This window comes from Pseudoruegeria sp. SHC-113 (genome assembly GCF_025376885.1).
GTDB lineage: Bacteria > Pseudomonadota > Alphaproteobacteria > Rhodobacterales > Rhodobacteraceae > Pseudoruegeria.
In genome coordinates, this window is the sequence record NZ_JAHUBR010000001.1 from 1,177,231 (window position 1) to 1,203,897 (window position 26,667).

The 26,667-nt window shown below is 64.9% G+C and carries 28 protein-coding genes and 1 other RNA gene; 16 read left to right on the forward strand and 13 right to left on the reverse strand.

Annotated features, from left to right (window positions below):
- Window positions 1–48: 48 nt before the first annotated feature.
- Window positions 49–759 carry an SDR family NAD(P)-dependent oxidoreductase gene (locus KVX96_RS05785; RefSeq protein ID WP_261193365.1) on the forward strand — a complete coding sequence of 237 codons (711 nt, stop codon included), beginning with the start codon at window positions 49–51 and terminating at the stop codon, window positions 757–759.
- Here KVX96_RS05785 and dtd read toward each other — a convergent pair.
- From dtd to KVX96_RS05825, 8 genes are all read right to left on the reverse strand, one after another.
- The gene (dtd, locus tag KVX96_RS05790) at window positions 756–1,202 is read right to left on the reverse strand and encodes a D-aminoacyl-tRNA deacylase (protein ID WP_261193366.1); all 447 of its coding nucleotides are present in this window, start codon (window positions 1,200–1,202) and stop codon (window positions 756–758) included. The two genes, KVX96_RS05785 and dtd, sit on opposite strands and share 4 nt — an antisense overlap.
- Complete coding sequence (locus tag KVX96_RS05795) at window positions 1,199–2,122, reverse strand: carbohydrate kinase family protein (protein ID WP_261193367.1); 924 nt, start codon at window positions 2,120–2,122, stop codon at window positions 1,199–1,201. The genes dtd and KVX96_RS05795 overlap by 4 nt, the downstream gene beginning before the upstream one ends.
- Before the next feature lie 19 nt (window positions 2,123–2,141).
- A complete protein-coding gene (locus KVX96_RS05800) occupies window positions 2,142–3,269 on the reverse strand; it encodes a TFIIB-type zinc finger domain-containing protein (protein ID WP_261195389.1) in 1,128 nt (375 codons plus the stop codon).
- Between the two features lie 45 nt (window positions 3,270–3,314).
- Window positions 3,315–4,445 (reverse strand): SPFH domain-containing protein, encoded by a 1,131-nt coding sequence (locus tag KVX96_RS05805; protein ID WP_261193368.1) that lies wholly within the window; start codon window positions 4,443–4,445, stop codon window positions 3,315–3,317.
- 26 nt (window positions 4,446–4,471) lie between these two features.
- Window positions 4,472–5,419 carry a DUF2927 domain-containing protein gene (locus KVX96_RS05810; RefSeq protein ID WP_261193369.1) on the reverse strand — a complete coding sequence of 316 codons (948 nt, stop codon included), beginning with the start codon at window positions 5,417–5,419 and terminating at the stop codon, window positions 4,472–4,474.
- Window positions 5,420–5,426: 7 nt separating this feature from the next.
- Window positions 5,427–6,626 (reverse strand): toxic anion resistance protein, encoded by a 1,200-nt coding sequence (locus KVX96_RS05815; protein WP_261193370.1) that lies wholly within the window; start codon window positions 6,624–6,626, stop codon window positions 5,427–5,429.
- A gap of 54 nt (window positions 6,627–6,680) precedes the next feature.
- Entirely contained in the window at window positions 6,681–7,571 is an 891-nt protein-coding gene (locus tag KVX96_RS05820) for a 5-bromo-4-chloroindolyl phosphate hydrolysis family protein (RefSeq protein WP_261193371.1), read from the reverse strand.
- A 202-nt stretch (window positions 7,572–7,773) separates the two neighbouring features.
- Window positions 7,774–8,553, reverse strand: coding sequence for a pseudouridine synthase (locus KVX96_RS05825; protein ID WP_261193372.1), 780 nt, complete (start codon window positions 8,551–8,553; stop codon window positions 7,774–7,776).
- A gap of 96 nt (window positions 8,554–8,649) precedes the next feature.
- Between KVX96_RS05825 and KVX96_RS05830 the strand changes: the two genes are divergently transcribed.
- Complete coding sequence (locus KVX96_RS05830) at window positions 8,650–9,081, forward strand: nucleoside deaminase (protein WP_261193373.1); 432 nt, start codon at window positions 8,650–8,652, stop codon at window positions 9,079–9,081.
- A gap of 72 nt (window positions 9,082–9,153) precedes the next feature.
- On the opposite strand, the gene KVX96_RS05835 is transcribed toward KVX96_RS05830, so the two are convergent.
- Window positions 9,154–9,846 (reverse strand): metal-dependent hydrolase, encoded by a 693-nt coding sequence (locus tag KVX96_RS05835; RefSeq protein WP_261193374.1) that lies wholly within the window; start codon window positions 9,844–9,846, stop codon window positions 9,154–9,156.
- Window positions 9,847–9,902: 56 nt separating this feature from the next.
- On the opposite strand from KVX96_RS05835, the gene KVX96_RS05840 reads away from it, so the two are divergent.
- The 7 genes from KVX96_RS05840 to rpmG all read left to right on the forward strand — a co-directional run bounded on the left by KVX96_RS05840 (window position 9,903) and on the right by rpmG (window position 14,573).
- Window positions 9,903–10,568: a ceramidase domain-containing protein gene (locus KVX96_RS05840; RefSeq protein ID WP_261193375.1), complete on the forward strand. Its 666-nt coding sequence runs from the start codon at window positions 9,903–9,905 to the stop codon at window positions 10,566–10,568.
- Between the two features lie 42 nt (window positions 10,569–10,610).
- Entirely contained in the window at window positions 10,611–10,898 is a 288-nt protein-coding gene (gene gatC, locus KVX96_RS05845) for an Asp-tRNA(Asn)/Glu-tRNA(Gln) amidotransferase subunit GatC (protein WP_261193376.1), read from the forward strand.
- Window positions 10,898–12,385: an Asp-tRNA(Asn)/Glu-tRNA(Gln) amidotransferase subunit GatA gene (gene gatA / locus KVX96_RS05850; RefSeq protein WP_261193377.1), complete on the forward strand. Its 1,488-nt coding sequence runs from the start codon at window positions 10,898–10,900 to the stop codon at window positions 12,383–12,385. Before gatC ends, gatA begins: the two co-directional genes overlap by 1 nt.
- Window positions 12,386–12,419: 34 nt before the next feature.
- On the forward strand, window positions 12,420–13,106 hold the full coding sequence (locus KVX96_RS05855; RefSeq protein ID WP_261193379.1) for a hypothetical protein: 687 nt from the start codon (window positions 12,420–12,422) through the stop codon (window positions 13,104–13,106).
- A gap of 1 nt (window position 13,107) precedes the next feature.
- On the forward strand, window positions 13,108–13,782 hold the full coding sequence (locus tag KVX96_RS05860) for an N-acetylmuramoyl-L-alanine amidase (protein ID WP_261193380.1): 675 nt from the start codon (window positions 13,108–13,110) through the stop codon (window positions 13,780–13,782).
- A 12-nt stretch (window positions 13,783–13,794) separates the two neighbouring features.
- Window positions 13,795–14,194: RNase P RNA component class A (gene rnpB, locus KVX96_RS05865), an RNA gene on the forward strand.
- Window positions 14,195–14,405: 211 nt separating this feature from the next.
- Complete coding sequence (gene rpmG, locus KVX96_RS05870) at window positions 14,406–14,573, forward strand: 50S ribosomal protein L33 (protein ID WP_058315632.1); 168 nt, start codon at window positions 14,406–14,408, stop codon at window positions 14,571–14,573.
- Window positions 14,574–14,654: 81 nt separating this feature from the next.
- On the opposite strand, the gene KVX96_RS05875 is transcribed toward rpmG, so the two are convergent.
- From KVX96_RS05875 to gloB, 4 genes are all read right to left on the reverse strand, one after another.
- Complete coding sequence (locus tag KVX96_RS05875) at window positions 14,655–15,824, reverse strand: CynX/NimT family MFS transporter (RefSeq protein WP_261193381.1); 1,170 nt, start codon at window positions 15,822–15,824, stop codon at window positions 14,655–14,657.
- A 54-nt stretch (window positions 15,825–15,878) separates the two neighbouring features.
- The gene (locus tag KVX96_RS05880; protein ID WP_314733093.1) at window positions 15,879–16,748 is read right to left on the reverse strand and encodes a M23 family metallopeptidase; all 870 of its coding nucleotides are present in this window, start codon (window positions 16,746–16,748) and stop codon (window positions 15,879–15,881) included.
- Between the two features lie 95 nt (window positions 16,749–16,843).
- Complete coding sequence (clpA, locus tag KVX96_RS05885) at window positions 16,844–19,174, reverse strand: ATP-dependent Clp protease ATP-binding subunit ClpA (RefSeq protein WP_261193384.1); 2,331 nt, start codon at window positions 19,172–19,174, stop codon at window positions 16,844–16,846.
- A 339-nt stretch (window positions 19,175–19,513) separates the two neighbouring features.
- Window positions 19,514–20,281 carry a hydroxyacylglutathione hydrolase gene (gene gloB / locus KVX96_RS05890; protein WP_261193385.1) on the reverse strand — a complete coding sequence of 256 codons (768 nt, stop codon included), beginning with the start codon at window positions 20,279–20,281 and terminating at the stop codon, window positions 19,514–19,516.
- Window positions 20,282–20,343: 62 nt separating this feature from the next.
- Here gloB and KVX96_RS05895 point away from each other — a divergent pair, with 62 nt between their 5' ends.
- The 7 genes from KVX96_RS05895 to KVX96_RS05925 all read left to right on the forward strand — a co-directional run bounded on the left by KVX96_RS05895 (window position 20,344) and on the right by KVX96_RS05925 (window position 26,665).
- Window positions 20,344–21,090 (forward strand): class I SAM-dependent methyltransferase, encoded by a 747-nt coding sequence (locus tag KVX96_RS05895; protein ID WP_261193386.1) that lies wholly within the window; start codon window positions 20,344–20,346, stop codon window positions 21,088–21,090.
- Window positions 21,091–21,345: 255 nt separating this feature from the next.
- Window positions 21,346–21,912 (forward strand): F0F1 ATP synthase subunit delta, encoded by a 567-nt coding sequence (locus tag KVX96_RS05900; protein WP_261193388.1) that lies wholly within the window; start codon window positions 21,346–21,348, stop codon window positions 21,910–21,912.
- Entirely contained in the window at window positions 21,912–23,450 is a 1,539-nt protein-coding gene (atpA, locus tag KVX96_RS05905) for a F0F1 ATP synthase subunit alpha (RefSeq protein WP_261193389.1), read from the forward strand. Before KVX96_RS05900 ends, atpA begins: the two co-directional genes overlap by 1 nt.
- 20 nt (window positions 23,451–23,470) lie before the next feature.
- The gene (locus KVX96_RS05910) at window positions 23,471–24,340 is read left to right on the forward strand and encodes a F0F1 ATP synthase subunit gamma (protein WP_261193390.1); all 870 of its coding nucleotides are present in this window, start codon (window positions 23,471–23,473) and stop codon (window positions 24,338–24,340) included.
- Between the two features lie 18 nt (window positions 24,341–24,358).
- The gene (gene atpD, locus KVX96_RS05915; RefSeq protein WP_261193391.1) at window positions 24,359–25,783 is read left to right on the forward strand and encodes a F0F1 ATP synthase subunit beta; all 1,425 of its coding nucleotides are present in this window, start codon (window positions 24,359–24,361) and stop codon (window positions 25,781–25,783) included.
- Window positions 25,784–25,793: 10 nt separating this feature from the next.
- Entirely contained in the window at window positions 25,794–26,186 is a 393-nt protein-coding gene (locus KVX96_RS05920; RefSeq protein WP_261193392.1) for a F0F1 ATP synthase subunit epsilon, read from the forward strand.
- A gap of 128 nt (window positions 26,187–26,314) precedes the next feature.
- Entirely contained in the window at window positions 26,315–26,665 is a 351-nt protein-coding gene (locus KVX96_RS05925; RefSeq protein ID WP_261193393.1) for an H-type lectin domain-containing protein, read from the forward strand.
- The last annotated feature ends 2 nt before the right edge of the window (window positions 26,666–26,667 follow it).

The window sequence follows — 26,667 nt, forward strand, 5'->3', positions numbered from 1 at the left end:
GGCGGTAGCCCATAGCCTTGCCCCGAACCAAGGGTGGAGGCCCGGACAATGGCAGAACCGAACACTCGGAAAGTCGCTCTTGTCACGGGGGCCGCCCGTGGGATCGGGCGGGCCATCGCGCAGGATCTGGCGCAGGATCACGATCTTGCCTTCACCTGGCTCACCACCACGCCTAAGGCCCCACCCGAGGGTGCGTTGGCTTTGCAGGCTGATCTGTCACAACCCGGCAGTGCGGAAGAGGTGATCAAGGCAGTCATAACCCGCTTTGGCCGGATCGATGTGATCGTCAATAACGCAGGCCTCGTGCAGCCAAGCCCGCTTGAAGCCTATGATCCCAGCGCCGCGCAAGCCGTTCTGACCGTCAACCTGCTGGCCCCAGGCGCGCTGCTCGCGGCAGCCTTGCCGCACCTTCAGCCCGGCGCGGCCATCGTCAATATTTCCTCTGTGAACGCCTACCTGCCCCCACGCGGCGCGGCGCTTTATGGCGCGAGCAAGGCGGCGCTCAACCTTTGGACAAAGGGCGCGGCCAAGGAGCTGGGGCCAAGGGGCATACGCGTCAATGCCATCGCACCGGGGGCGATCAACATCCCCGAAGCACCGCGCCCCGACGAGCTGACCGAGCTCTTCGTGAAAGAAACCGCACTGGGCCGGATCGGCACACCGGAAGACATCGCCCGTGCCGTGCGCTTTCTGGCCAGCGAGGCGGCGGGCTTCATCACAGGCGAGGTGCTGACGGTGTCCGGCGGCTACCGGCTCTAGCGGATCTGATCGTCCAGCCAGATCGTGACTGGGCCGTCATTCACCAGATGCACCTGCATGTTTGCCCCGAAGATGCCGGTTTGCACCGGGATGCCTTCCCCCGAAAGCGCTTCGGCGAAGGCCTCATAGAGCGCCTTGCCGTGAGCAGGCGCGGCGGCCTGCGAGAAGCCGGGGCGATTGCCCGAGCGGGTGTCGGCGGCAAGGGTGAACTGCGAAACAACCAGCGCGCTGCCGCCAATATCGCGCAGGCTGCGGTTCATCTTGCCCGCGTCATCGGTGAAAATGCGCAGCTTGGCGATCTTGGCCGCGAGCCGCGCGGGCTGCTTTGCCGTATCGCCCTCCATCGCGCAGACGAGGATCAGCAGGCCCGGCCCACATGCGCCGACGGTTTCTCCGTCCACCTCAACCCGCGCCTGCGTGACGCGCTGCAACAGCGCCCTCACGAGAGTTCGGAGAGCCGCGGCGGGTTGGCCCCGGCGCGCGACACGGTAACGGCGGCGGCCTTCACGCCAAGCCTCAACGCATGGGCGACGTCCTCAGCCGTGAGCCCCGCCAGCGCGCCCTTGTCGAGTGTACCCCGCTGAGCCAAACCGGCCAGCACGCCCGCGTTGAACGTATCGCCCGCGCCGACAGTATCGACGACCTCCACGGGCGTGGCGGCCACGAAGGCTTCCTCGTTGCCCCAGAACGCCCGCGCGCCCTTCGCGCCCTCGGTGATGCAGACAAGCTGCGCGCCCTTGTCCAGCAGGCCCTGCGCCAGCGGTGCAATCTCGCCGTCGCCTTCCAGCCAGTGCAGATCCTCGTCCGACAATTTCACGATGTCGGCGATGGCGATCATGCGGTTGATGCGGGCGCGATAGGCAGCTTCGTCGGTGATGAAGCCGGGCCGGATGTTGGGGTCGATCATCGTGAGCGCGGTTGGGGCGACCTGCGCCATCAGCGTTTCATAAGCACTGCCGCCGGGCTCGGAGACAAGGCTGATGCCGCCGAAGAAATGCGCGCGGTCAGCTTCAGGCGCTTTCGGCATCTCCTCCACCGCGAACATGCGGCCGGCGGTGTTTTCATCGTAGAACGCGTAGCGCGCCTGCCCGTCGGTGAGCGTCACGAAGGCGAGCGTCGTGGGGCGGGGCGAGCGCACGCAGCCGCTGTGATCGACGCCGCTGGCCGTGAGCACCGCTTCCAGCTGCGCGCCGAAAAGGTCGGTCGACAGCCCGGTGACGAAGGCGGTGTCCTGTTCCAGCCGCGCCAAGGCGATGGCGGTGTTGAACACCGCGCCGCCCGCAAAGGGCGCGAAGGCCGCTTCGCCGCCCGTAGCCTCGCGCGGCAGCATGTCGATCAGGGCCTCGCCACAGCAGACAACCATCCCGTTTCTCCCCTAGAAGTCAGCCATTCTGCGCCGCGAAATAGCCGATGACCGCCGCGATTGATAGCGCAAACATTGCCGCGAGTAAAATTTTCCACGTGGAGTAGGGCCGCTCCCCCTGCACCCGGCCGGACTGACCGTTGACGACGAAGCGATAGGTCTTGCCGCGATACTTGTAGGCCGCCATCCAGACCGGCAGCAGGATGTGCTTGAAGGTGATGTCGGAGACCGCCGTATCCAGCGACTGGATGCGCTGCACATCGCCGCCGATGTCGAATTTCACGTCCCGCTCGATCACGCGATCCATGCGCGCGCGGGCCTCGTGGAAACCTTCATCGAGCTGCACTTGGTAGCCTTCCGCGCGCATCCCGGCCAGGTATTCGGCCTGATAGGGCTCCAGCAGCGAGAGGTCCCAGGGCTCCAGCGCATCCGTATAGCTCTTGGGGAGCGAGCGGCTCGCGAGCACCAGCACATCGTCGAAGAAGCGCGCCACGCGGCCCGCCGCCGGGCTCCAGCGGATCTTACGCTCCTGGCGCTGCTGGGTCTTTCCGTCCACCACCACTGTGCGGGTGACGTAGTAATAGGTGCCGCGCTGGCCGGTGTAGCGGCTTTTGGTGTCGGCGTCATAGGTCCAGTAGGGCACGTAGATGCCCTCGAGCTTTCGGCCCTTGCGGGCGTATTCCTGCAAGCCGTTGGGGGCGAACCAGAGGCGGCCCAGCCAATCGTTCATCGCTTTGTGAGCGGCGCGTTCTTCCACCACGAAGGGGATCACGCCGCGCGGCTTGATGTGGCGGTGTGCGCCGGTGTCGGTGACGACGGGGCTCGCGCAGAAGGGGCATTCGGCGGCGTGGGTTTCTTCGGAGAATTCCACCTGCGCGCCGCAGCTTTCGCAGGTGATGACGCGAGTTTCCTCGATCTCGGCTTCGGGCAGCATGTCGCGCAGGGCTTGCTGGAAATCGAGCTCCTTGATGGCTTCCAATTTGCGGCCCGTGCCCTCGATGGCTTCGGTGAAGCCGCAATGATCGCATTGCAACTGGCCTTCAACGGGCGAGTAGCGCAGATCGGAGCCGCAGGAGGGGCAGGGGAAGCGGTGATCTTCCACTTCCGGGCGTTCTTCCTGTGCTTTCAGGTGCTTGCTGCCCGGCATGGCGGTGCCGGGCAGGGGCGGTGGCACGTCAGGTGGGCACAAGGCTTACACCCCCGGCGGCGGGGGCGGCGGCAGGATGGTGAAGAGCTGCGCCAGCTCGGCCACGTCCTCGGCTTTCATCCAGCCGTCCTGACCCGGCGTCCAGACGAAGCTTTCGCGGGTGAGGCTGCCATCGGCGGCCATGCGCCCGAGATCGGCCTTGGAGAAGGGGCCCGAGGTCTGCCCGTCCTTGGCGATGTGCCAGACATGCTCCACCGGCGGGGGCGGCGGGGCGACCGGTGCGGCCGCCGCGGGCGCTTGCGCGGGGCGGGCACCCCAGGGGCCGGATTGGGCCATCTGGTTGGCCATCGCCATGCCCATCCCCATGCCAAGGCCCGCGCCCATGCCTCCCCCGCCATTGGGGTTCGCGGCGGCGGCCGTCATGGCTTCGGCGGCGGAATACTGGGTAAACTGCCCCAGATCGCCCGCCAGCCCCATGGACGTGCGCTTGTCGAGCGCGGCTTCCACGGCGGGCGGCAGCGAGATGTTCTCGATGTAAAGCTCGGGCATGGTGAGCCCGTAGGCCGTGAGCGTGTCGGAGATCTGCGCGGCCACGAGCTTGCCCAGATCGGCGGTGTTGGCGGCCATGTCCAGCACCGGGATGCCGGAGGAGGCGAGCACCCGGCTGGCTTCCTGCACGATGATGTTGCGGATCTGGTAGGTGATCTCATCCTTGGTGAATTCACCGTCGGTGCCAACGATCTCCACCATGAAGCGGCCCGGATCGGTGACGCGGATCGTATAGGTGCCGAAGGCGCGCAGGCGCACCGGGCCGAATTCCGGGTCACGGATGATGATCGGGTTCTTCGTGCCCCATTTCAGATCGGTGAAGCGGGTGGTGTTGACGAAGTAGATCTCGCTCTTGAAGGGCGATTTGAAGCCGTGATCCCAGTGCTGCAGGGTCGTCATCACCGGCATGTTGTTGGTTTCGAGCATGTAGAGCCCGGGCGAGAACACATCCGCCAGCTGCCCCTCATGGACGAAGACCGCCGCCTGCCCCTCGCGCACGGTGAGCTTGGCGCCGTATTTGATCTCGTGGCCATGACGCTCAAACCGCCAGACGATGGTGTCGCGCGTGTCGTCGGTCCAGTGGATCACATCGATGAACTGGCCGGAGAGGAAATCGAAGATGCCCATGGCTGGTCGCCCTTCTTTAACGGAAATCAGTTGTGTTTCATGTCCCAGAGGATGCGATCCACGATGGGGCGCGCCTGTTTGGCGTTCATGCCCACCTTGAGGCGCGGATCGTAGAGAATGCGCAGCAGGGTTTCGTCGTGCTGGGTGAGCAGGGCGAATTCCTTGTCGTCGTTGAACAGCGAGGGGCGCGCCTTGGGGCTGTCGTTGGGCAGGCCGAGGCCCTGCGCCACTTCCTCGTGAATGCAGGAGAGCCGCAGCAGATCGGGCAGCTCCGCCGGAATCATGGCGATGGCCTGCCGGTAGGGGTTGCCCTCGCCGCCGGGGGCGATGGCGATCACGAGGCACAGCTGGCTGCGCGGGATCTTGGTGAGATGGCGGATCGAGGCCTGCGAGAGCGTCGGCACCAGCTGCTTGAGCCGGGGGCCATAGGCGGCGCGCTCGGCCTCGTTCAGGATCAGCACGTGGAAATTGCCGCCGCGCTTGGACAGGCTCACCGAATGGCGCGTCGCCCCGGCCAGCCGCTTGGTATAGGCGCCGAGGTTCTGGGTGTCCTTCTTGCGCTGCGCGGCTGGCACGGAATCGCCGAACTCGACGCTCACCCGCACCGGGCCTTCCCAGCGTTTCAGGGTAGAGGCCCCGCCGCGCCCCCCAAGCCGCCCGCCGCGCTGATCGTATTCCGTTGCCAGCGCGATGGCGGTGAAATTGTTGATCACGTCGAGCCGATCATAGCGGACATTCTTGCCGCGATCGGTGCGCAGGTAGCCTGCGCGCACGAAATCATTCTGCACGCGGGCATAATGCGCCTGCAGGGGGCTTGCCTTACGGGCCGAGGCCACCTGCGATTTCGGCAGCGATGAGCTGGACCGCGTCGCCGTCTGGCCGGGCTGCATGGCGTTGCCGGTCAGCCCGAAGAGGCCGACACAGGCAGCCGCCATGCAAAGCACGCGGCGCAGGCGGGTGCGGTGTGCGCTCATCCCGGGATCAGCCCTTGCCCGCCGGCACGGCCTCACCGGCATTGCTGCCGATCCCGTCCTTGCGGGCCTTGGCGGAGGCCAGCGTGTCGCGCAGCTCGTGCTCCATCTGCACGAGATCCTTCTCGGCAGCAGCGCGCTTGGCCTTGCCCTCATCGGCAATGGCAAGGCTTTCGTTGATCGTCGCGATCAGCTCGGCGTTGGCCGCCTTCACGGCTTCGATGTCGAAGACGCCGCGCTCCATCTCCTCGCGCACGGCCTTGTTGGCCTGCCGCAGGTTCTTGGCGTTGGCCGTCAGCAGCTCGTTCGTCAGATCATTGGCGTCCTTCACGGCGGCGGCGGCTTCGGAGGAGCGCTGGATCGTCACCGCTTGTGCGAGCTGGGTTTCCCAGAGCGGCACGGTGTTCACGAGCGTGGAATTGATCTTGGTGATCAGGGATTTGTCGTTCTCCTGCACCAGACGGATGGAGGGCAGCGATTGCATGGTGACCTGCCGCGTGAGCTTCAGATCATGCACCCGGCGCTCCAGATCGTCGCGCGCGGCGCGCAGATCGCGCAGTTCCTGCGCCACCATCACCTGATCGGCCTCCGGTGCGGCCTCAACGGCCTTCTCCTTGGCCGGGATCACGGTGCCGTCGAGTTCTTTCAGCTTCTCCTCACCCGCGGCGATGTAAAGCGCCAGCTCATCGTAGAAGTTCAGCGTTTTCTCGTATAGCAGATCGAGCGATTTCACGTCTTTCAGCAGCGTGTGCTCGTGCTTCAGCAGCTCGTCGGTGATGCGGTCGATCTGATCCTGCACGTCTTCGTATTTGGCGACGAATTTCGCCATCGGCGTGGCCTTGCCCGTGAGCCGCTCCCACCAGCTGCGCTTGCGGTTCGGATCCAGCTCCTCCACCGAGAAGCCGCGGATGGTGGAGACGATATCGCGCAAGGAATCGCCTGCCGGGCCAACGTCCTTGTTTTTCACGTCGGCCAGCATCGCCTGGCTGATTTCCTGCAGCTCGGCCTGCGCGGCGGAGCCGAAGCTGATGATCGAGCCGGTGTCCGTCATGTCCAACTCGGCCATGCGGCTGCGGATGCCTTCGGCCACCGGGGCCTCGGCCTGCGCAAGGGGCACGATATCGCTGGCCGGTTCGGGCAGCACCACGGCGGTGGCCTCTTCAACCTCCGTCAGGACAGCTTGCGCCTTCAGTCTTGTTTCTTCCGACATCGTCTCTTCCCTCTGTTCAGAACAGGCGTTCCGTTTCTCAGGCTTTGCAGGCGCTTATTGCGAGCGCGCCAGCCCTTCGCGCTGAAGTCTTTCGCGCAATACATCAATTTCAACATCAAGATCGGCCTTGTTGTCCAGCAACAGGGCCTCGGTGCGGGCGTCGAAATTGGCCTCAAGATCGTCCAGAAGCGCTTCGAACTCGCCCTTTGCGGCGGAATTCCGCGTAGTGGTGTAGAGATCGGCGAATTTCACCGCTGCGTCGCTGGCGCCCTGCAGGTAGATTCCAAGATATTTGCGCGCCGCCGTCAAATCGCGCGGATCATCCTCCACGGTGCGGAACATGCGCCGCGCGCTGGCCTGAAACCGCTCCACGCGGGCGGTCAGGGCACGATCGTTCACCCGCGCCACGGCCGCGCTCATGCGCTTCAGATTGGCCTCGGCCTCTCCCACGGCGCGGGCCACACGGTCGCTCTGGTGGCGGTCGACGCCCTCCACGTTCTTGTCCGTCAACGGATCTAGGCCGAAGGCAAAGCTGTGCAGCCCGGCCCCCAGCACGCCGAAGATCAGCGCGTTCAGCAGCGAGCCCGAGCCTGCAAACCCAGCCAGCGCCAACCCCGCGCCGGTGAGGGCAGAGGCGAACATCTTGCGCGGAATCGCCGGTTTGCGCGCCACTTTGCGGGCGTCATAGGCCTCCTGCGCGAGGATCCCCTCGCGTGTTAGCCAGGCGGCAAGCACGAGGATGCCGAAGGCCGTGAGATTTGCGGCCATGCCCACGGGCTCCATGGTGAAGGCCCGGATCGCCAGCGGGATCGGCGCGAAGAACAACAGGTTGGTGCGCCCGCCCGCCCGGCTGCGGCGCTTGCCCTCAAAGGGGTTGCGTGGGGCCTCTGCCGCGTGCTCTGTCGCGCCGCCGGGGCTGTATTTTCCGCCAAACTTCTGCGCCATCACGCGCCACCGGAGGCGGAGACATAGGCGATCAGCCCGATCAGCAGGAAAAAGGCGATCTTGCGCAATCCGTCCGCAGACATGGCATCTCCCGGGGTAAAACCTCACACTCAGGAGCAATATAAGCAGCCTCGGGGCGGCTTACCACCGGGGAAAGGAACGCAGGCGTTCCCCCTGCAAAACCTGCCCCATGGGAAAGCGCTTAGCTACGCGGCTTGCGGCGGGTGCGCACGGGCTTGGGCTTCGGGGTCGCGTCAAGGCCCAGCTGGTCACGCACCACGCGGCCCTTCAGCTCTTCCACCTCGCCGGGCTTCAGATCGCCCAGCCGGAAGGGGCCGTAGCTGATGCGCAGCAGACGGTTCACCTCAAGGCCGATGCTCTCCATCGCGCGGCGGATCTCGCGGTTCTTGCCTTCGCGCAGGGAAACGGTGAGCCAGGCATTCGCACCCTGTTGCCGGTCCAGCGTCACCGTCATCGGCTGGAAGCGCTCGCCATCCACCGAAACACCCTTGCGCAGCGGCGCGAAATCCTCGTCCTTCGGTGTGCCCTTGATCCGCACCCGGTACTTGCGCAGCCAGCCGGTGGAGGGCAGTTCCAGCTTACGCTTGATGCCGCCGTCATTGGTCAGCAGCAGCAGCCCTTCGGAGTTGATGTCGAGCCGGCCCACGCTCATCACCCGCGGCATGCCTTCGGGCAGGGAGTCAAACACCGTCTGGCGCCCCTTTTCGTCCTTGTTCGTCGTCACAAGGCCCAGCGGCTTGTGATAGAGCCAGATACGCGCCTGCTCCGGTTCGGCCAGATCCGCGCCGTCGACCTTGATCCGGTCCTTCTCCGTCACGTTCAGGGCGGGGCTGTCGATCACCTTGCCGTTCACGCTCACGCGCCCGGCCTCGATCATCCGCTCCGCCTCGCGCCGCGAGGCCACGCCGGCCCGCGCCAGCACCTTGGCGATCCGATCGCCCTGTCTCGATTCATTGCTCATGGATCGGGCTTACGCCGGATCGCGCGCGATGGAAAGCGGCTTGGCAAAGCCGCGCGTGGCAGGCAGAAACACGCCATGAGCCCATTTCGCTCTCATATGGCCATCGCACTTGAGGAAGCCCGCGCCGCCGCCGCGCGCGGCGAAGTGCCTGTGGGCGCGGTGCTGATCGCGCCCGATGGAAGTCTGCTGGCCCGCGCCGGCAACCGTACCCGCGAGCTTTCCGATCCCACTGCCCATGCCGAGATCCTCGCCATCCGCGCCGCCTGCGCAGCAACGGGGCAGGAGCGCCTGCCGGGCTGCGATCTCTACGTCACGCTCGAGCCCTGCCCGATGTGCGCCACCGCCATTTCCGCCGCCCGCATCGCGCGGCTCTACTATGGCGCGGCCGACCCAAAGTCGGGAGGCCTCAACCAAGGCCCGCGCATCTTCACCCACGCCCAAGCCCATCACGTGCCCGAGGTCTATGACGGCATCGACGCCGCCTCCAGCGAAGCCCTGCTCAAATCCTTCTTCGCAACCCTGCGCTAACCCTACTTTGTTCTGAAAATATCTCGGGGGTCCGGGGGCAGAGCCCCCGGCCTCTCCTCAATAGAGCCCCCTCTAAGCCCGGATCGCCTCCAACACCTCAGGCTCCACAACCGTCACCCCCGGCAAGCCCGCTTTAAGCTCTTCGGCGTCCTGCGCCAGCAGCGGGAAGGTACGGTAGTGGCAGGGGATCACCATCTCGAAATCGAAAAATGTCCGCGCGGCGAAAGCGGCGGCGCGCATGTCCATGGTGAAATGCCCGCCCGCACAAAGGATGCCGATGTCGGGTGTGTAATACTCCCCCATCCACGCCATGTCGGCCATCACGTCGGTGTCGCCGGACACATAGACCGTGCGCCCTTCGCCGCGGATCATGAAGCCAGCCTCCGCCCCCGCGTAGATCGGCCCGCCTGCGCTCCCGAGCGAGGAGGAATGCACCGCGTTCACCATGCTCACCGCCACATCCCCGAGCGCCACCGTGCCGCCCTTGTTGAAGCCCACCGTCGTCACGCCCTCGCTGGCCTCCCAATGGCTCATCAGATCGTAGATCCCCACAAGCGGGGCCGAGAGCTCCTTTGAAAGCGCCAGCGCATCGCCGGCGTGATCGCCGTGGCCGTGGGTGATCAAGATATGTGTCGCGCCGGACACCGCCTCGGCCCGCCGCCCTGCCGGAAACATAGGGTTGCCGGTGAGCCAGGGGTCCACCAGCAACACCTGATCCCCGATCTCGATGCGAAAGCCCGAATGGCCAAGCCAGATGATGTTCATTGCCGCTTCCTCCGCTATGTCTGGCCTCAGAGTAGCAAAGCTTGGGGGCAAGTCACGTGGATTGGACGGCAGAGATTGACGGCTATTGCGAACGGCTGGATGCCTCTTTCTGGGCCGAGACGCTCAACGCGCTCTCCAATGCCGCCTTCCTGATCGCCGCCCTGTGGGTCGCCCGCCGCCTCGGCGCGGGCGCGGCCCCTATCGCGCGCCTGCTCTGCGTGGTGCTCTTTGCGATCGGTGTCGGATCCTTTCTGTTCCACACCTTCGCAAATACGTGGTCAGCGCTGGCCGATGTGCTGCCGATCCTTGCCTTCGTGCTGATTTACATCTTCGCCGCCAACCAGGATTTCTGGGGGCTGTCCGGCGCAAAGGCCTTGGGGCTGACGACGCTGTTCTTCCCATACGCCTTTGCCACCGGGGCCGGTTTCAGCGCGCTCCTGCCTGTGCTGGGCGGCTCTGCGGCCTATATGCCCATCGCGCTGCTGATCGCGATCTACGGCCTTCTGCTGCGCAAAAAGCACCCGGAGACCGCGAAAGGCCTGCTGATCGGCGCGGCGCTCCTGAGCCTGTCTATTCTGGCCCGCACGCTGGACGAACCGCTCTGCGCCGCCTTCCCGCTGGGCACCCATCCGGCCTGGCATCTGCTCAACGCGCTGATGCTTTGCCACATGATCATGGTTTACCAGCGCCACATGCTTGCGGCGGGCGGGGCAGGGCGCTAAAGGCTTGTGCCAATCACGCCCGACGAAACGGAAGGGAACACCATGTCGATCGACACGGAGACCGCCGCCCGCGTGGCCAAGCTGGCCCGCATCAAGGTGGAAGAGTCCGCGCTGCCCGCGCTGGCCGAAGAATTCAACACGATCCTCGGTTTCATCGAGGAGCTGAACGAGGTGGATGTGGAGGGCGTCGAGCCGATGACCTCCGTCACCCCGATGCGCCTGAAACGCCGCGAAGACGTGGTGACCGAAGGTGACCAGCAGGACAAGATCCTCGCCAACGCGCCCGATGCCCGCGAAGGGTTCTTTGCCGTTCCAAAGGTGGTGGAATAATGTCTGATCTCAACACGCTCACCATCGCCGAAGCCCGCGACAAGCTGCGCGCAGGTGAGGTGACTTCCGCCGAGCTGACCGAGGCCTGCCTCACCGCCATCGAAGGCGCAGGCGCGCTCAACGCTTTCGTGCACAACACGCCCGAGATCGCTCGCGCGCAGGCCGCAGCGGCAGACGAGCGCCTGAAATCCGGCGATGCGCCCGCCATGTGCGGCATCCCTCTGGGCATCAAGGATCTGTTCTGCACCAAGGGCGTGCCGAGCCAGGCGGCCTCCGCTATCCTTGAAGGCTTCAAACCCGAATATGAAAGCACCGTCTCCCAGCAGCTCTGGGACGCAGGCGCCGTCATGCTGGGCAAGCTGAACATGGACGAGTTCGCCATGGGCTCCTCCAACGAAACCTCCACCTACGGCAACGTGGTGAACCCCTGGCGGCGCGGCAATGAAGCAACCCCGCTCACCCCGGGTGGCTCCTCCGGCGGCTCCGCGGCTGCCGTGGCGGCCGATCTCTGCCTTGCCGCCACCGGCACCGACACCGGCGGCTCGATCCGCCAGCCCGCCGCCTTCACCGGCATCACCGGCATCAAGCCCACCTACGGGCGCTGCTCGCGCTGGGGCATCGTCGCCTTTGCCTCCTCGCTTGATCAGGCCGGCCCGATGACGAAAGACGTGCGCGACGCAGCGATCATGCTGGAAGCCATGTGCGGCCATGACGACAAGGACAGCACCTCTGCCGAGCTGGCCGTGCCGAATTTCGAAGCAGCCCTGACGGGCGACATTCGCGGCAAGAAGATCGGCATCCCGAAGGAATACCGGATGGAGGGCATGCCCGCCGAGATCGAAAAGCTCTGGGCCGATGGCACTGCCATGCTGAAGGACGCCGGTGCCGAGATCGTCGACATCAGCCTGCCGCACACGAAATACGCGCTGCCCGCCTATTACGTGATCGCGCCGGCCGAGGCCTCCTCCAACCTCGCCCGCTACGATGGCGTGCGCTACGGCCACCGCGCCAAGCTCGCCGCTGGCGATGGCATCACCGAGATGTATGAGAAGACCCGCGCCGAAGGCTTCGGCCACGAGGTGCAGCGCCGCGTGATGGTCGGCACCTATGTGCTTTCTGCGGGCTTCTACGACGCCTATTACAACCGCGCCCGCCGCGTCCGCACGCTGATCAAGAAGGATTTCGAGGATGTCTTCGCCGCAGGCGTGGACGCGATCCTGACCCCGGCGACGCCGTCCGCCGCCTTCGGCTTGGGCGAGATGACGGATGCCGATCCGGTGCAGATGTATCTCAACGACGTCTTCACGGTGACGGTGAACCTTGCAGGCCTTCCCGGCATTTCCGTGCCGGCCGGGCTCGATGCGCAGGGCCTGCCGCTGGGGCTGCAGCTGATCGGCAAGCCCTGGGAAGAGGGCGATCTGCTGAACACCGCCTATGTGCTGGAACGCGCCGCGGGCTTCGTTTCCAAGCCGGCCAAATGGTGGTAAAACCTGCCAAACGAGGCAGGCCTGAGGAAGAGACATGCGCGCAGCCGTAGCGGTTTTCGCCCTTGCAGGGCTCGCAGCTTGCGAGCCCACCATCCCTGATTCCGGCGCGGGTGTCGGCTTTAATAATTATGCCGAATACCAGCAGGAACGCGCCCGGCGCGAGGCGGAGCTGACGGGCGGCACGCCGCTCCCTTCCGCGCAGGCGATCTCGGCCGAGACCGCCACACAAGCCGGGGCACCGCTCTCCGCGCTGAACGCGCAGGGGCAGGCGACGGTCACCGCCGCCGCAGCGCCTGTGGGCACGCTGCCGGGGGCCGCGCCGGTGGCCTCTTCGGCGCTCTCGGAAGCGCCTGTTGCGCCGGGGGCGCAGCCCGCCGTGGCTCCGATCACCGCGGGTGAGCTCGATGCCGCCCTTGGACGCGCCCCGGCAGCCCAGCCGCGCGCGCTGTCGTCCACCAATTCCGACGGCTCCCCCAACATCGTGGCCTATGCGCTGAACACCACGAACGCCGTGGGCCAGCCCGCCTATGTGCGCGATGGTGGTGTCTCGGCAGAGAAGCTGCAGCGCAACTGCGCCAAATACGGCACCTCTGATCAGGCACAGGCGGCCTTCCTTGCCGCCGGTGGCCCGCAGAAGGATCGCCACGACATCGATCCCGACGGCGACGGCTTTGCCTGCGGCTGGAACCCGGCCCCCTTCCGCGCCGCGCGGGGCGGCTGAGGTGCAGATCACGCCCTTCCCCTCGCCGAACTTCGGCGAACGGCGGGGGGCGGCACAGCCTGATCTCATCGTTCTTCACTACACTGCCATGCAAAGCTGCGACGCCGCGCGGGATCGGCTGTGCGATCCCGCGTTCGAGGTTTCCGCACATTACCTGATTGGCCGCGATGGGGCCTGCCTGCGGCTTGTGGAGGAGGACAAGCGCGCCTGGCACGCAGGGGCAGGGCGCTGGGGCGATGTGGTGGATGTGAACAGCCGCTCCATCGGGATTGAGCTCGACAATGACGGCGCGAGCCCGTTTTCCGCCCCGCAAATGGCAACGCTCGAGGCGCTGCTGCCCGAAGTGATGCGGCGCTGGGGCATTCCGCCTGCGCGCGTGATCGGCCATTCCGACATGGCGCCTGCGCGCAAGATCGATCCCGGCCCGCGGTTTGACTGGCGGCGGCTGGCGCTGCAAGGGCTCTCGGTCTGGCCAGAACCGGCTGCGCCGGGGGATCTCTATGCCGATCTTGCCCGTTTTGGCTATGATCCCGAAGCCCCGCGCGAAGCTGTGCTGGCTGCTTTCCGTGCCCGGTTTCGCCCCGGCGCAGACGGCTCGGCGGATGCGGAAGATGCAGGCCTAGCGGCGGATCTGGCCGCGCGCTTCGCGGTTGACCGGACAGGCGCGCTGACATAAGCCTCGCGGCGCGCGGATGGCCGGATGGCCGCGGCCCCTTCGGGGGGCGAGGAAAGTCCGGACTCCACAAGGCAACGGTGCCGGGTAACGCCCGGCCGGGGCAACCCGAGGGAAAGCGCCACAGAAAACAGACCGCCAGCGCGCGGGTCGGGCAACCGATACCACGGGCGGGTAAGGGTGAAACGGTGAGGTAAGAGCTCACCGCGCTTCTGGCAACAGCGGCGGCACGGCAAGCCCCACCGGGAGCAATGCCAAATAGGGATCGCGCGTGGCCTCGGCCACAGGGGTGCTTTGCCCCGAGCAGATCCGGGTTGGCAGCTGGAGGCGGCGTGGCAACACGGCGTCTAGATGAATGGCCATCCAGGGGGCGCAAGCCTCTGGACAGAATCCGGCTTACAGGCCGTCCGCGCGTTTTGCCTGTTTGAAGGAATCGGCCGCCCTTTCAGGGCAACAGGTTGGTTGGCGCACTTGCGTGCGCGGCCTTCGGCGAGGATATTTTTTGCCAAGATGAAAAGGGGCGCGCGGTTTCGCGGGCTTTCTGGTTGACTCGGGCCACGGGAGGCGTAAAAGGCGGCTTCTATGTTTTCACGGGCGGCACTCCCGCCCCGCGCAGGAGCTATGACATGGCGAAGCCGACCACGATTAAAATCCGCCTGAACTCGACCGCGGGCACGGGCCACTTCTATGTGACCAAGAAAAACGCTCGCACCATGACCGAGAAGATGGTTGTGAAGAAGTATGACCCGGTTGTGCGCAAGCACGTCGAGTACAAGGAAGGCAAGATCAAGTAAGTTGATCTGCTTTCTCCCCGGAGAGGGGCGATGAAGAGGCCACGCCGCGCGCGTGGCTTTTTTCGTTTTGGGTCAGCTTTTTCAGGCCGGGGCGGTGGCGAGGCGGCGGAACTGCAGCAGCGCGAGGACGCTGATCGCCAGAAGGGCTGCGCCGAAATAGACTGCGGCTGAGGCTAGGCCGGTTTTGTCGGAGAGCGCCCCTGCCAGGGCGGGCGCGGCCATCATTATCGCGTAGTAGATGGTGAAGAAGACGCCCATGCCGAAGCTTCGGCTTTCAGCCGGCAGGACTGTGCCGGGCAGCGTCATGATCGGGCCGGCTGCGAGGCCGAAGAGCGCGCCGGCCACCAGCAGCATCGGAGCCACGAGGCTGGCTGGGCCCTGCACTGCGGCAGGCACGAGGATCATGTAGCTCACGAGGCTCAGCAGGATGATCGTGTCGCGCCGCCCGGTTTTGTCGGCCAGCACCCCGCCCAGCGGTACGGTGATCGCGAGCAGGAGCATGAAGAGGCTCGTGGTCGCGCTGGCGGCGGCGAGGCTCCAGCCTTTCTGGGCGAGTAGGGCGGGGCCGAAGCTGAAGACCATGGCAAGGGCGGTGTTGTAGAGCGCCCAGACGAGACCCGCGCAGACAAGGGCGGCGAGGGGGAGGCGTGTGCGGCCCGGGCTGGCGGGCGGTGCCGTGCTGGCCGCCGGTGCCCGGTAGACCAGCAGGAAGAGCGCCAGCGCGGCGGCGATGAAGCCAAGCGTTACGCCGCGTGCAAGCGACAGGCCGCCAAGGCTCTCGGCGATGGGCAGAACGAGCAGGGCAGCCGCGATGCCGATGGGCCAGGAGTTGATGAAGATCGCCATGGCGGTGTTGATCTCCCGCCCGAGAAACCAGTCGACCAGCATCTTCGTCATCACCACATTGATGATGACCCCGCCCGTGCCGGAGATGAGCCTGCCACTGATGGCCACGGCAAAGGGGGAGGCGAAGCTTTCGGAAAACGCGATCAGCGCGCCGCCGGTCAGCATAAGCCCAAGGCTCACCGCGACGGTTCGGACTTCGCCGAAGCGGGCGGCGATGGCGCCGCCGGGCAGGGCGACAGCGATGCCCGGGGCAAGGTAGAGGCCGATCAGCACGCCGATGTCGACGAGGGTGACATGGTAGCTTTCGGCGATGACCGGTGACAGGGCGGCGATGGATTGAAACTGGAACGCCATCGTGGTGCGCGCAAGGAAGAGCACGCAAAGGATTTGCCAGCGTTTGTCCATGAGCCCTCCGTCCCCGCTGGTATCATGGGCAGGGAAGGGGCGGTGAGGCAAGCTTTAGCGGCGGACGGGCAGGGTGGTTGTCGCTTCAGAGAGCGTTTTCCCGGCGCGGATGAGGCGCAATTGGCCTGTGTAGAGGCCTTCGGCAAGCCCCTGAGCGCGGCGGCCTGAGGCGCGGAAGGCCTGTGCCTGCGTGCGCTCGAAGCTGGCTTCGCTTTGATGAAAAAGGCTGCCGTCGGGCGCCGTGATGGTGATCTGCAGCACGTCACCGGCGCGCGGGCCGAAGGCGTGGCCCCAGAGCACGAGGGCAGGGGCCTCAGTCGGCAGGGTTTCCCGTGCGGCGGTGCCCGCCTTGATGGCCGCGTACTCTGGCACGGCATCGGAAAAGCCCAGACTGATCAGCCCGCCGGCCTGATACTCGAGCGGATCGGCCCAGAGGCTTTCACCGGAAGGTGCCCCAGCGCAGCTTGTGGCAAGCGGCGCGAAAGGATCGAGCGTTTCGCCGTCCTTGCGGATCGAGATGTGGACATGGGGGAACTCGGTGCGCCCGGAGAGGCCGACAAGGCCAAGCGGTGCGCCGGTGGCGACCTGCTGGCCAAGCGAGACGGACACGCTGCCCTGTTTCATGTGGCAATACTGGCTTTCCCAGCCGTCGCCATGATCCAGCACCACGCCGTTGCCGCAGTCGCGCCCCTCCAGTGGTGGCGCGCCGGGATCGGAGAAGCGGATGTCGGGCATCGAATTGCGGATGCCGGTGACGGTGCCGGGGGCGGAGGCCAGAACCGGAACGCCGAGCGCCATGATAGAATCGTCAGGCAGGGCGAAATCGGTGCCCTTGTGGCCGTCGTAGGCCAGCGGGCCGCAGGTGAAATCCTGTGCGCCGGGGCCGGGATCGCGATCCATGTAGTTCTGGATGTAGCAGCCCATCTCGGGGGTGCAGTCCAGCGGGGGCTGAAGACGAATCTCCCCCGCAACCGGGGTTGCGAGGGAGAGGCTTAGCACTGCGGCCGCAGCGCGCATGATCAGTCGGCGGTTAGCAGCGGCGGCTTGCGCGAGGAGAGCTGCCGCGTTTCGGGCGAATCGATCTGCAGATCGATCTTGCCGTCCTTGATCGCCACCTTGACGTTGCCGCCCTTGGCGAGCTTGCCGAAGAGAAGCTCCTCGGCGAGCGGCTTCTTGATGTGCTCCTGGATCACGCGGCCCAGCGGACGCGCGCCCATCTTGTCGTCGTAGCCTTCTTCGGCGAGCCATTCGGCAGCCGGCTTGGTGAGCTCGATCGTGACGTTGCGGTCCAGAAGCTGGGCTTCCAGTTGCAGCACGAACTTCTCGACGACCTGCAGGATCACTTCCTTGCCGAGCGGCGCGAAGGAGACCACCGCGTCCAGACGGTTGCGGAACTCCGGCGTGAAGGTGCGCTCGATGGCGGCAGTATCTTCACCCTCGCGGCGGTCGCGCCCGAAGCCGATGGCGGCTTTGGCCTGCTCAGCCGCACCGGCGTTGGAGGTCATGATCAGGATCACATTGCGGAAATCCACCGTGCGGCCGTTGTGATCGGTCAGCTGGCCGTGATCCATCACCTGCAGCAGGATGTTGTAGACATCCGGATGCGCCTTCTCGATTTCGTCCAGAAGCAGCACGCAGTGCGGGTGCTGATCCACGCCATCGGTGAGCAGGCCGCCCTGATCGAAGCCGACATAGCCCGGAGGCGCGCCGATCAGGCGGGAAACCGCGTGTTTCTCCATGTACTCGGACATGTCAAAGCGCATCAGCTCCACCCCGAGCGTATCGGCCAATTGCTTGGCGACCTCGGTCTTGCCCACACCTGTCGGCCCGGCAAACAGGTAGTTGCCGATGGGCTTTTCAGGCTCGCGCAGGCCGGCACGGGCCAGCTTGATCGCGCTTGCGAGCGATTCGATGGCCTTGTCCTGCCCGAAGACGACGCGCTTGAGCGTGCCTTCCAGATCCTTGAGCACCTCGGCATCGTCCTTGGAGACGTTTTTCGGAGGGATGCGCGCGATCTTGGCGACGACATCCTCGATCTCCTTCACGCCAATCGTCTTGCGGCGCTTGCTCTCGGCCACCAGATGCTGCGCTGCGCCGGCTTCATCGATCACATCGATGGCCTTGTCGGGCAGTTTGCGGTCGGTGATGTAACGCGCCGACAGCTCCACCGCGGTGCGGATCGCATCGTTGGTGTAGCGGATATCGTGGTGCGCCTCGAAATGCGGCTTAAGCCCCCGAAGGATCTTCACCGCGTCTTCGACGCTGGGCTCGTTCACGTCGATCTTCTGGAAGCGCCGCGACAGGGCGCGGTCCTTCTCGAAGTGCTGGCGGAACTCCTTGTAGGTGGTGGAGCCCATGCAGCGCAGCTTGCCGCCCTGCAGCGCGGGCTTCAGCAGGTTGGACGCGTCCATAGCGCCGCCAGAGGTGGCCCCGGCGCCGATCACCGTGTGGATTTCATCGATGAACAGCACCGCGTCGGGGTGCTCTTCAAGCTCCGTCACGACGGCTTTCAGCCGCTCCTCGAAATCGCCCCGGTAGCGCGTGCCGGCGAGCAGCGCGCCCATGTCCAGCGAGTAGATCGTGGCAGACGCCAGAACCTCGGGCGTTTGCCCTTCCACGATCTTCTTGGCGAGCCCTTCGGCGATGGCGGTTTTGCCCACGCCGGGATCGCCCACCAGAAGCGGGTTGTTCTTGCGGCGGCGGCAGAGCACCTGGATGCAGCGCTCAACCTCGTGATCGCGGCCGATCAGCGGATCCACGTCGCCCTTGCGGGATTTCTCGTTCAGGTCCACGCAATATTTGCCGAGCGCGCTTTCCTTCTGCTCGCTGGCTTCCTCTGAGGCCTGCGACACGGCTTCCTCGTCCATGTCGTCCGCGCCGGTGACCGGGCGGGATTCCCCGAACTCCGGGTTCTTGGCGACGCCATGGGCGATGTAGTTGACCGCGTCATACCGGGTCATGTCCTGCTCCTGCAGGAAGTAAGCGGCGTTGGATTCGCGTTCCGCAAAGATCGCGACGAGCACATTTGCCCCGGTCACTTCGGTGCGGCCGGAGGATTGCACGTGAATGGCGGCGCGTTGGATCACGCGCTGGAAGGCGGCCGTGGGCACGGCTTCACTGCCTTCGATATCTGTGATGAGCGTGGCGAGATCATCGTCGATGAAATCTTCGAGCGTGGCGCGCAGCTGTTCGAGATCGACATTGCAGGCGCGCATGACCTTCACCGCGTCCGGCTCGTCCGTCAGGGCCAGAAGGAGATGCTCCAGCGTGGCCAGCTCGTGCTTGCGCGCATTGGCCAGCGCCAGCGCATTGTGGATTGCTGCTTCGAGAGATTTGGAAAATGACGGCATTCCACTTTCCTTTCTTGCCTTAGGGGGACTTAAACCACCCGCATGGGCGCGGCCCCTATATGTTAAGATTTCGGTTTTCTGGCGCGCTCTTCAAGGCCAAAATCCGAAACTTTCACTATTGTGACAGTTTTTGCAGCGCTTCGTTACGATCCCGCTAAGCAAAGCGGCGTTACCCCAAGAAACACCGGTTGAAGCGCCCGAATGTCGGGCGGTTTGTGCTGCGGTGCAGCATTTTCGCCCGCGCCGTCGCGGGCCAAGGTGCTGCAGATAAGCTCTGCGCGGGCTGTTTCAAACCCTGCCCACGCTCAAGTGCCAAATTCCTGCGCCCCTGCGAGGGGGCTAAAAATTGTTGCGGGCCTCGCGCACCGCCGTGAAGACCTCCAGATCGCTGCCCGATGGCAGGCCGATCCCCGCCTTCACCGAGTCCATATGGGCGCGCAAGAAGGGGTTGGTGGCTTTTTCCGTGCCCAATGCGCTTGGCACCGTGGGCTCGTCAGCCTCGCGCGCCGCTGTGATCGCGGCCATGCGGGCCTGCAGATCGGCGTTGCCGGGCTCCACCGTCAGGGCGAAATGGGCGTTGTGGGCCGTATACTCATGGCCGGAATAGACCTGCGTTGCGTCGGGCAGAGCGGCGAGCTTGGCGAGGCTTGCCATCATCTGCGCAGGCGTGCCCTCGAAAAGCCGGCCACAGCCCATCGCCATCAGGCTATCGGCGGTGAAGAGCGCACCGGACGCAGGGAGGTAGAAGGCGATATGCCCTAGGGTGTGGCCGGAGACGTCGAACACGCGCATCTCTTCGCCCAGCAGGGTGACGCTTTCGCCGTCGGTGAGGCTGTAATCCAGATCCGGCAGCCGCTCGGCGTCCAGCTCCGCGCCCCAGACCTTCGGCTTGAAGGCCTCCTGCAGATCCGCCAGCCCGTCCACGTGATCCCAGTGGTGATGGGTCAGCAGCACGTGATCGAGCCCCCAGCCGCGCTCGTCCAGCGCGACGCGGATCGGATCGGCCTCCGGCGCATCCACCAGCGCCGTTTCACCGGTTTCGGCATTGTGCAGCAGGTAGGCGTAATTGTCGGACAGGCAGGGGACGGTAACGATCTCAAGAGGCATGGTTTTTCCGGGGCTCTTCGGTATGCTCGCCTTAACTTTTGCCGATCCCGGGGCGCCTTGCAATGCACTTGGATGTGCTGGACCTGAAGAATTTCTACTACCGCAGCGCGCTGGGGCGCGTGGCGCAGAAGGCCGTGCGCGATCAGGTCCTGCAGCTCTGGCCGGAGGCGCAGGGGCAGACGGTGGCAGGCTTCGGCTTCGCGGTGCCCTTGCTGCGCCCGTATCTGGAAGACGCGCGCCGGGTGATCGGGCTGATGCCCGGGCCGCAGGGCGTGATGAGCTGGCCTGCGGGCATGAAGAATGTCGCGCTATTGTGTGACGAGATGCACTGGCCGCTGGAAACCGGCTCGGTGGACAAGCTCGTGCTGATGCACGGGCTGGAAACCAGCGAAACACCGGCGGCGCTCTTGGAGGAATGCTGGCGCGTGCTGGGCCCCGGCGGGCGGATGATCGTGATCGTGCCCAACCGTGCCGGGCTCTGGGCGCGGCGGGACATCACCCCCTTCGGCTTTGGCCGCCCCTACAGCCTTGGCCAGCTCGAAGCCCAGCTCAAGAGCCACAGCTTTGAACCCGAACGCCACGTGGCCGCGCTCTTCGCGCCGCCCTCGAACCGCCGCTTCTGGCTGAAAACCGGCCCCGTCTGGGAAAGCGCCGGGCGCAAGATCTCTTCCGCGCTGGCGGGTGGGGTTGTCATGGTGGAAGCCTCCAAGCAGATGTTCCAGCCGCGCCGCCCGGGCCTCCCGGCCGCCGTGCGCAAGCCACTGCGGCTGCTGGATGGCATCGCCCAACCCGGTGTCGAGCCGATCTGACAGAATCGAAACCGCCCATACACGGCGCTTTTGGCCCGCTTTACGCCGGGACAATTGGACGCGCCTTGGCGCTAACAGCCCCGCAAGCCCGGCAGATAATGCTGCATGGGCATAAAAACCCCGGTTCAACGCTGTTGCGAGGTGGCAATCCCTCTGCTACACCCCCGCTGATTTTGGCGCATGCGTTCGTATGCGCTTCTCAGCCTGCCCTGTCCGCGGCCCTCGCGGAAGCCCGGGGCTCAAGACATCGGAAGGGTGGACGTGTCCGAACCAGCTTCGATTTCCTCCGGCATCGCCTCGCGCTACGCGACCGCGGTGTTCGATCTGGCCAAGGAGGCCGGAAAGATCGCTGATTTCGAATCCAACATCGCGGATTTGGAAACAGCCCTGAACGACAGCGCAGACCTGCGCGACCTGATTTCTTCTCCTCTCTATACCCGTGACCAGCAGGAAGCCGGTATCGCCGCCGTTGCCAAGGCGATGAAGCTGCGCCCGAACCTCGCGAACGCCCTGAGCCTGATGGCCCAGAAGCGCCGCCTGTTCGTGCTGCCGCAGTTCCTCGCGGCCCTCAAGGCGCTGATCGCGGAAGAGAAGGGCGAGATTACGGCGGATGTCACCGCCGCCAAGAAGCTGACGAAAGCTCAGGAAGAGGCCCTTGCCAAGGCCCTGAAAGAGACCGTCGGTAAAGACGTGAACCTGAATGTTGCCGTCGACAGCGCGCTGATCGGTGGCCTCGTTGTGAAAGTGGGCTCCAAGATGATCGACACCTCGATCCGCTCGCAGCTCAGCAAGCTCCAGAATTCCATGAAAGAGGTCGGATAATGGGTATCCAAGCAGCAGAAATCTCTGCGATCCTTAAGGACCAGATCAAGAACTTCGGCAAGGAAGCCGAAGTTGCCGAAGTTGGTCGTGTTCTGTCCGTCGGTGACGGTATCGCGCGTGTCTATGGCCTCGACAATGTTCAGGCCGGCGAGATGGTCGAGTTCCCCGGCGGCATCCAGGGCATGGCCCTGAACCTTGAAAGCGACAACGTGGGTGTCGTGATCTTCGGCTCCGACCGCGACATTAAAGAAGGTGACGTTGTTAAGCGCACCAACTCCATCGTGGACGTGCCCGCAGGCGACGGCCTTCTGGGCCGCGTTGTGGATGGCCTTGGCAACCCGATCGACGGCAAAGGCCCGATCGAGGCCTCCGAGCGCCGCGTCGCCGACGTGAAGGCGCCGGGCATCATCCCGCGTAAATCCGTGCACGAGCCGATGGCCACTGGCCTGAAGTCCGTGGACGCCATGATCCCGATCGGCCGTGGCCAGCGCGAGCTGATCATCGGCGACCGTCAGACCGGTAAAACCGCTGTAGCGCTCGACACGATCCTGAACCAGAAAACTTACAACGACGCCGCCGGCGATGACGAGAGCAAGAAGCTCTACTGCATCTACGTGGCCGTGGGCCAGAAGCGCTCCACCGTTGCCCAGCTGGTGAAGAAGCTCGAAGAATCCGGCGCGATCGACTACTCCATCGTCGTCGCCGCCACCGCCTCCGACCCGGCCCCGATGCAGTTCCTGGCGCCCTACGCCGCGACCGCAATGGCCGAGTACTTCCGCGACAACGGCCGCCACGCCCTGATCATCTACGATGACCTCTCCAAGCAAGCCGTGGCCTACCGTCAGATGTCCCTGCTGCTGCGCCGTCCGCCGGGCCGCGAAGCTTACCCGGGCGACGTGTTCTACCTGCACTCCCGCCTGCTGGAGCGTTCCGCGAAGCTCAACGAAGACAACGGCTCCGGCTCGCTGACGGCTCTGCCGATCATCGAAACCCAAGGCGGTGACGTGTCGGCCTTTATTCCGACCAACGTGATCTCCATCACCGACGGCCAGATCTTCCTTGAGACCGAGCTTTTCTTCCAGGGCATCCGCCCCGCCGTGAACACCGGTCTGTCGGTGTCCCGCGTGGGCTCCTCGGCCCAGACGGACGCTATGAAATCCGTTGCCGGCCCGGTGAAACTGTCGCTCGCCCAGTACCGCGAGATGGCCGCCTTCGCCCAGTTCGGCTCCGACCTCGACGCCTCCACCCAGCAGCTGCTGAACCGGGGTGCCCGTCTGACCGAGCTGATGAAGCAGCCGCAGTACTCGCCGCTGACCAACGCGGAAATCGTCTGCCTGATCTTCGCCGGCACCAACGGCTTCCTCGACAAGATCGCCGTGCGCGACGTGGGCCGCTACGAAGCCGGCCTGCTGAACCACCTGCGGTCTAAGAAAGCCGACCTGCTTGACTGGATCACCAAGGAAGATCCGAAGATCAAGGGCGAAGCCGCTGACAAACTGAAGGCCGCGATCCAAGAATTCGCCGCTGATTTCTCGTAAGGCGCCGTTAGGACAAGCTTATGCCCAGTCTTAAGGACCTCAAAAACAGGATCGAAAGCGTCAAGTCGACGCGGAAGATCACCAAGGCCATGCAAATGGTCGCGGCGGCCAAGCTCCGCCGTGCCCAGGAGGCGGCGGAAGCCGGCCGGCCTTATGCAGAACGGATGAACGCCGTTCTGAACGGGCTGGCGGCATCCGTCGGCAGCTCCGACAGCGCACCGAAGCTGCTTTCGGGCACGGGCTCCGATCAGACCCACCTTCTGGTGGTGATGACCGCTGAGCGCGGCCTCTGCGGCGGCTTCAACTCCTCGATTGCCAAGCTGGCGCGCGTCAAAGCGCAAGAGCTGGTTGCCCAAGGCAAGACGGTCAAGATCCTGACCGTCGGCAAGAAGGGGCGGGAGCAGCTGAAGCGCGACCTCGGCGAGCACCTCGTGGCTCACGTGGACCTGAGCGACGTGAAATCGGTCGGCTATGCCAATGCCGCCGAGATCGCGGGCCAGATCCTGCAGCGGTTCGATGGGGGCGAATTCGACGTCGCCACCATCTTCTACAACCGCTTCGAAAGCGTGATCAGCCAGGTGCCGACGGCGCTGCAGATCATCCCGGCGACCTTCGAGGACACCGCGGAAGAAAGCACGCTCTACGATTACGAGCCCAGCGAGGAAGGTATTCTTGCCGACCTGCTGCCGCGCGGCGTCGCCACCGCCATCTTCTCGGCTCTGCTCGAGAACGGCGCCTCTGAACAGGGCGCCCGGATGTCGGCCATGGACAACGCAACCCGCAACGCTGGCGACATGATCGAAAAGCTGACGATCGAGTACAACCGCTCGCGTCAGGCCGTGATCACCAACGAGCTTATCGAAATCATCTCGGGCGCCGAAGCGCTCTAAAGGACCCGGAGAAACGACATGGCAAATGCAAAAGGCAAAGTGACCCAGGTCATCGGCGCCGTCGTGGACGTTCAGTTCGAAGACCATCTTCCCGAAATTCTGAACGCACTGGAAACTGAAAACAACGGCAAGCGCCTGGTTCTGGAGGTTGCACAGCACCTCGGCGAGAACACCGTGCGCACCATCGCGATGGACGCCACCGAAGGCCTCGTGCGCGGCGCCAAGGTGACGGACTCCGGCGAGCCGATCTCCGTGCCCGTGGGCACCGCGACGCTCGGCCGTATCCTGAACGTCATCGGCGAGCCGGTGGACGAAGGCGGCCCGGTGAACGCGTCGGAAAAACGCGCCATCCACCAGCCCGCCCCGGAGTTCCAGGAGCAGGCCACCGAGACCGAGATCCTCGTGACCGGCATCAAGGTTGTGGATCTTCTCGCGCCCTACTCCAAAGGCGGTAAAATCGGCCTCTTCGGCGGTGCCGGCGTGGGCAAGACCGTTCTCATCATGGAACTGATCAACAACATCGCAAAGGTGCACTCGGGCTACTCCGTGTTCGCCGGTGTGGGTGAGCGGACCCGTGAGGGCAACGACCTCTACCACGAGATGATCGAATCCAACGTGATCAAGCCCGACAACCTGGAAGACTCCCAGGTGGCCCTTGTTTACGGTCAGATGAACGAGCCTCCGGGGGCCCGTGCCCGCGTTGCCCTGACCGGCCTGACGCTGGCCGAGCAGTTCCGCGATGCCTCCGGCACCGACGTTCTGTTCTTCGTGGACAACATCTTCCGCTTCACGCAGGCCGGCTCCGAAGTGTCCGCTCTGCTGGGCCGTATTCCTTCTGCTGTGGGCTACCAGCCGACACTGGCAACCGACATGGGCGCCATGCAGGAGCGCATCACCTCCACGAAAGCAGGCTCGATCACCTCGATCCAGGCTGTTTACGTTCCGGCAGATGACCTTACCGACCCGGCTCCGGCCACGACCTTTGCCCACCTTGACGCAACGACCGTTCTGTCGCGCGCCATCTCCGAGCTGGGCATCTACCCGGCCGTGGACCCGCTGGACTCCTCCAGCCGGATCCTCGACCCGGCGATTGTTGGCGAAGAGCACTACCAGGTTGCCCGTGACGTGCAGGAGATCCTGCAGCGCTACAAGGCCCTGCAAGACATCATCGCCATCCTCGGCATGGACGAACTGAGCGAAGAAGACAAACTGACCGTGGCCCGCGCCCGGAAGATCCAGCGCTTCCTCTCCCAGCCGTTCGACGTGGCGAAAGTCTTCACCGGCTCCGACGGTGTGCAGGTTCCGCTGGAAGACACGATCGCGTCCTTCAAGGCCGTTGTGGCCGGCGAGTACGATCACCTTCCGGAAGGCGCCTTCTACATGGTTGGCGGCATCAACGAAGTGATCGCCAAGGCCGAGAAAATGGCGGCAGAAGCCGCTTAAGGAGTAGCCAATGGCTGAGACCATGCAATTCGATCTGGTGTCGCCCGAGCGCAGCCTTGCCTCGCTCGAAGCGACCGAAGTCCAGATCCCTGGCGCCGATGGCGACATGACGGCGATGCCGGGTCACAGCCCGGTCATCACCAGCCTGCGCCCCGGTGTCGTGCGGATCAAGACGGCCGAAGGCGAGAAGGATTTCGTTGTCACTTCCGGTTTTGCCGAAGTCACCGCGAGTTCCGTCTCCGTGATCGCCGAACGGGCCCATCCGGGCACCGAGGTGACCAAGGCCGATCTTGAGGACGTTCTGGCAGACGCCCGCGCAAAAGCGCAGGCCGCCGTGGACGACAAGGATGGCGCGGAGAAATTCGTGGCCGATCTCGTCGCCCTCATGGACGCGATGGACTGACCCGCAGGGCATCTACCTTGCCGGAAATCGAAAAGGCCCTGCGGCATCCGCGGGGCCTTTTTGTTTTTTGATCTTTTTTTTGGCGTTTTTCTGATTTACGCCAGTAGGGAAACACCAGAAGACCGGAAATGCGGAAATTTCAGTCCCACACCCTAGGCATTGAGCAAGGCTCCATCGTTCTTTTCTCCGATTACCAGCACGACGGCGTGATGTGGACGGGGAAGGGCGCGCGGGAATTTCGCCATGTGGTGAGCTTTGACAACCCCTTCAGCACGCCGCCGATGGTGCAGGTCGGGGTCTCGATGTTTGATTTCGACCGCGACACCAACCAGCGCGCCGACATCTCCGCCGAGTTGATCACCCGCGAAGGCTTTGCAATCGTTTTCCGCACCTGGGGCGATACGCGCGTGGCCCGGATCCGGGCCGATTGGATCGCGTTCGGCGATGTGCCCAATGAAGACGATTGGGACGTGGACTAAAG